Source organism: Cronobacter sp. HA18006, from assembly GCF_011605445.1.
GTDB lineage: Bacteria > Pseudomonadota > Gammaproteobacteria > Enterobacterales > Enterobacteriaceae > Cronobacter > Cronobacter sakazakii.
Window position 1 is genome coordinate 1 of the sequence record NZ_JAANQB010000012.1, and the last position, 4,541, is coordinate 4,541.

The following is a 4,541-nucleotide window of genomic DNA, read 5'->3' on the forward strand; positions in this document are numbered from 1 at the left end:
CTTCCGGCGCGTTATCGATCTGGTCGAATGCACGAGCAGAACCACCGTAGGTTTTCGCCAGAACGGTAGTGATGGCAGCGGTCAGCGTTGTTTTACCATGGTCAACGTGGCCGATAGTACCGACGTTAACGTGCGGTTTTGTACGTTCAAACTTTTCTTTAGACATCGATTGTCCCTCTAAGACACGGATAAATCGGTGGTATCACCACATCAACCAGGCGTTTGCCTGAATTTGTTGAATACATCTACAGAAGAGAAACAGGGAGGAGATTGAGAAGTGGTGCTGATAGGCAGATTCGAACTGCCGACCTCACCCTTACCAAGGGTGCGCTCTACCAACTGAGCTATATCAGCACATCCTGGAGCGGGCAGCGGGAATCGAACCCGCATCATCAGCTTGGAAGGCTGAGGTAATAGCCATTATACGATGCCCGCATCCTGAAACTCGGCTACCCAGTTCTTTCTGTACAAAAAAGAAATTCTTTTTTGCTTGAGCTGGCAGGCTTACCGACCAACTCTGGCATCGCAGCGCGAAGCCGAAAATGGTGGTGGGGGAAGGATTCGAACCTTCGAAGTCTGTGACGGCAGATTTACAGTCTGCTCCCTTTGGCCGCTCGGGAACCCCACCTGAACTTGATGGTGCCGGCTACCGGAATCGAACTGGTGACCTACTGATTACAAGTCAGTTGCTCTACCTACTGAGCTAAGCCGGCATCAAGTAGCGCGCATTCTAGGAATAGCGGCGCGCGCATGCAACAAAAAAATTGCTTAATCCGCTCTCTTGCTCACATTTTGCGCATCAACGCGCATTTCTGATGCCTTTTCAGCCACTCATGGTGAAATAATCCACACCTGGCGGCGGCATCTGGTGGGTGGTCAGGCTAACAAACAAAACGCCAGCTCGTTCTTTAATGGGTAAAGGCGACGTATTGCTCTCTCTTTTGCGTCAAAAGTGCTGCTGATTTAAGCATTACAATTACTGCTTTAATCGTCTCGTTCGCCGTTGAGTGTTATCTCAGTAGAAAGATAACCCCACACAGGCGGACAAGCTTTATACAATTAAGGTTAAGAAGCGTGATGCTTTTCGGAGAAAGGAAAGTGAGGAAGATTTTTTCTTATTATTCCTTTTGATCTGGTGTTACCCTCCTGCCCATTGTGAAATTCTCGCTTACCCGGCGTGCCATTAAGCGGTCTACGATGAAAGCATCACAGCGCTGAGCAAAGGGTTTTCATTTTGTCCTGAATGACAGGCAGAAGCATGCTTATGAGTAATAAAGATCAAATCTTAACGTCCCCCTATCTCCAGTTTAACCGGAGCCAGTGGGCTGCCTTGCGCGACTCTGTACCGATGACGCTTACTGAAGGCGAAATCGCGCGCCTGAAGGGTATTAACGAAGACCTTTCTCTTGAAGAAGTCGCGGAAATTTATCTGCCGCTATCGCGTTTGCTTAATTTTTATATTAGCTCTAACTTACGCCGGCAGGCTGTACTCGAACAATTTCTTGGCACTAATGGCCAGCGTATTCCTTATATTATCAGCATTGCAGGTAGCGTTGCGGTAGGTAAAAGTACGACTGCCCGCGTATTGCAGGCGCTGTTAAGCCGCTGGCCTGAGCATCGTCGCGTTGAGCTGATTACCACCGATGGCTTTCTACATCCGAACGCGGTTTTAAAAGAACGCAATCTGATGAAGAAGAAAGGCTTTCCTCAGTCATACGATATGCACCGCCTGGTTAAGTTCGTTTCTGATATCAAGTCAGGCGTGCCGAATGTCACCGCGCCGGTTTATTCACACCTCATTTATGATGTCATTCCTGATGGGGATAAGGTCGTTAATCAACCGGATATTCTTATTCTTGAAGGTTTGAACGTGCTGCAAAGCGGTATGGATTATCCTCACGATCCGCATCATGTTTTTGTTTCAGACTTCGTCGATTTCTCTATTTATGTTGATGCGCCAGAAGATTTACTGCAGCGCTGGTATATTAACCGTTTTCTGAAATTCCGTGAGGGCGCGTTTACCGATCCTGACTCTTATTTCCATCACTACGCCAAACTGTCAGAAGATGAAGCGGTTAATATCGCAACGCAGTTATGGAAAGAGATTAACTGGTTGAACCTTAAAGAGAATATCCTTCCGACACGTGAAAGGGCCAGCCTCATCATGACCAAGAGCGCGAACCATGCCGTCGACTGTGTCCGCTTAAGGAAATAAGGCAGGAATGAAAAAAGGGAGCCTGGCTCCCTTTTTTCATTCTGCGCTGCGTAATGAAATCTCGCCGCCCATCCAGGGCTTTATCACGCCGTTTTGTTCCAGCAGTAACGCACCCTGATTATCTATACCACGAGAGATACCGTATATTTCGCGATCGCCAATAATGAGTTTGACCTGACGATGAATAAAATTGTCCAGTTTTTCCCAACGCGATAAAAAGGGAGCTAACCCTTCCTGTTCAAACTCCCGCAGCGACGCGCGTAGTTTTTCTATCAACCTGACGGCCAGTTCGTTTCTGTCGACTTTAATTCCCGCTTCCTGAAGGTTGATCCAGCCCTGATTCACGATATCGCTTTCGACCTGACGCATCGCGAGGTTGATACCCGCGCCAATAACAATCTGTGCCGCATCTCCGGTTTTCCCCGTAAGCTCGACGAGAATACCCGCCAGTTTTCTGTCATGCAGATAGAGATCGTTTGGCCATTTTACCCGCACCTGTCCGGCACCAAGTTCATGAAGCACTTCAGCCATAACAATGCCGATAACCAGGCTTAAACCAATGGCGGCAGCTGGTCCCTGTTCAAGGCGCCAGTACATGGAAAGATAAAGATTTGCTCCAAACGGCGAGAACCATTTGCGGCCACGACGTCCGCGACCCGCCTGCTGATACTCCGCGATACAGGCATCACCAGATTCAAGCTCAGACAGCCTGTCCAGTAAATACTGGTTTGTGGAGTCGATAACCGGCAGCACCGTTACCGATCCCGATTTAATATGGGAATGAATAAAAGATTCGTTAAGCAACTGAATCGGGCCCGGCAGGCTGTACCCTTTACCCGGCACCGTAAAGACATCAATGCCCCAGTCACGCAGCGTCTGGATATGCTTATTGATAGCAGCACGGCTCATCCCCAGCTTTTCGCCAAGCTGCTCACCAGAGTGAAATTCGCCATCAGCAAGAAGCGAAACCAGTGTTAACGGAATAGTATTATCTTTCAAGAAATCGTCTCCACAGCGTTTACCTCACCCACCGCACCAATAAAACGGACTTCAGGCTCCAGCCAGATATTGAATTTTTCGCCGACGCGCTGACGGACTTCGTACGCGAGTTTTACGACATCCTCACTCGTCGCATTATGCTCATTGATGAGCACCAGTGCCTGCTGACGATGCACCGCCGCGCCACCGACACGATGACCTTTCATTTCACAGCGATCGATAAGCCAGCCTGCAGCCAGTTTTACCTTTCCATCATTTTGTGGGTAACGTGGCGCATCTGGATAATGTATAAACAGCGCACTGGCCTCTTCAGCAGTAATAACCGGGTTTTTGAAGAAGCTGCCTGCGTTACCATATTCCTTAGGATCGGGAAGCTTTGTTTGACGCATGTGGCATACCGCATCAAAGACCTGCCGGGGCGTGACGGTATCAGCGGACAAGCGTGTCAAATCGCCATAAGTCAGTACCGGTGACCATACTTTAGGAAGACGAAGCCCTATACCTGTAATAGCGTATCGATTCTGGTAATCATGCTTAAAGATGCTATCGCGATAACCGAAGCGGCAGTCACTGTTACCCAGACGAACCGACTCACCCGACGCCAAATCAATGCAGTCCACATACAGACATAATTGTTTGAACTCTACGCCATAAGCGCCAATGTTTTGAATCGGTGACGAACCCGCGCATCCTGGAATAAGGGCAAGGTTTTCAAGGCCGGCCATATTATGATCCAGCGTGAATTCTACGAGACGATGCCAGTTTTCCCCCGCGCCAGCATGTATTAGCCAGGCATCATTATGTTCTTCAATCTGGATACCCATAATACGGTTAAGAATGACCGTACCGTTGAAATCATCAAGAAACAGTACGTTGCTCCCCTCGCCCAGAATTAAAACCGGCCGGGACACTGCTTGCGCCTGCTGCCATGCATCAGCCAGCGCCCCGGCAGTATTCGCCGTCACGATCTGCTGCGCGCGTTTTTCAATACCAAATGTATTGTAAGGTTTTAGGGAGTTATTCATGCCATTAGTCCTGATGTCAAAACCCGAACAGTTTAACCGATTAGCAGGTTTATAGCTTCTCTGCGAAAGGATGAGCACACAAAAGGGGAGGCGAACGAGGCTTATTTTTTTGATATACAAGGGAAGGTTTATAAAACTCATAAAGCAAAAACCCCTCAGCGGTGCTGAGGGGTTTTTTATTTGATGCCTGGCAGTTCCCTACTCTCGCATGGGGAGGCCCCACACTACCATCGGCGCTACGGCGTTTCACTTCTGAGTTCGGCATGGGGTCAGGTGGGACCACCGCGCTACAGCCGCCAGGC

4 protein-coding genes, 4 tRNA genes and 1 rRNA gene are annotated in these 4,541 nt (G+C 49.0%); 1 reads left to right on the forward strand and 8 read right to left on the reverse strand.

The features are described from left to right. The 5 genes from G9X48_RS08930 to G9X48_RS08950 form a co-directional block, all read right to left on the reverse strand. Positions 1 to 166 (reverse strand): GTP-binding protein (locus G9X48_RS08930; RefSeq protein WP_227514874.1); only part of this gene is annotated, 166 nt, incomplete at its 3' end. A 112-nt stretch (positions 167 to 278) separates the two neighbouring features. After that, a tRNA-Thr gene (locus G9X48_RS08935) sits at positions 279 to 354 on the reverse strand. Between the two features lie 6 nt (positions 355 to 360). Beyond that, positions 361 to 435 (reverse strand) — tRNA-Gly (locus G9X48_RS08940). Between the two features lie 108 nt (positions 436 to 543). Next, positions 544 to 628 (reverse strand) — tRNA-Tyr (locus tag G9X48_RS08945). Between the two features lie 9 nt (positions 629 to 637). Next, positions 638 to 713 (reverse strand) — tRNA-Thr (locus G9X48_RS08950). A gap of 551 nt (positions 714 to 1,264) precedes the next feature. Between G9X48_RS08950 and coaA the strand changes: the two genes are divergently transcribed. Then, positions 1,265 to 2,215, forward strand: a complete 951-nt coding sequence (coaA, locus tag G9X48_RS08955; protein ID WP_004386160.1) for a type I pantothenate kinase — start codon at positions 1,265 to 1,267, stop codon at positions 2,213 to 2,215. A gap of 36 nt (positions 2,216 to 2,251) precedes the next feature. On the opposite strand, the gene birA is transcribed toward coaA, so the two are convergent. The 3 genes from birA to rrf form a co-directional block, all read right to left on the reverse strand. Continuing rightward, on the reverse strand, positions 2,252 to 3,214 hold the full coding sequence (gene birA / locus G9X48_RS08960) for a bifunctional biotin--[acetyl-CoA-carboxylase] ligase/biotin operon repressor BirA (RefSeq protein ID WP_004386161.1): 963 nt from the start codon (positions 3,212 to 3,214) through the stop codon (positions 2,252 to 2,254). Further along, positions 3,211 to 4,239 (reverse strand): UDP-N-acetylmuramate dehydrogenase, encoded by a 1,029-nt coding sequence (gene murB, locus G9X48_RS08965; RefSeq protein WP_097640902.1) that lies wholly within the window; start codon positions 4,237 to 4,239, stop codon positions 3,211 to 3,213. The genes birA and murB overlap by 4 nt, the downstream gene beginning before the upstream one ends. Before the next feature lie 185 nt (positions 4,240 to 4,424). After that, positions 4,425 to 4,540, reverse strand: a 5S ribosomal RNA gene (gene rrf / locus G9X48_RS08970). Position 4,541: the final 1 nt, after the last annotated feature.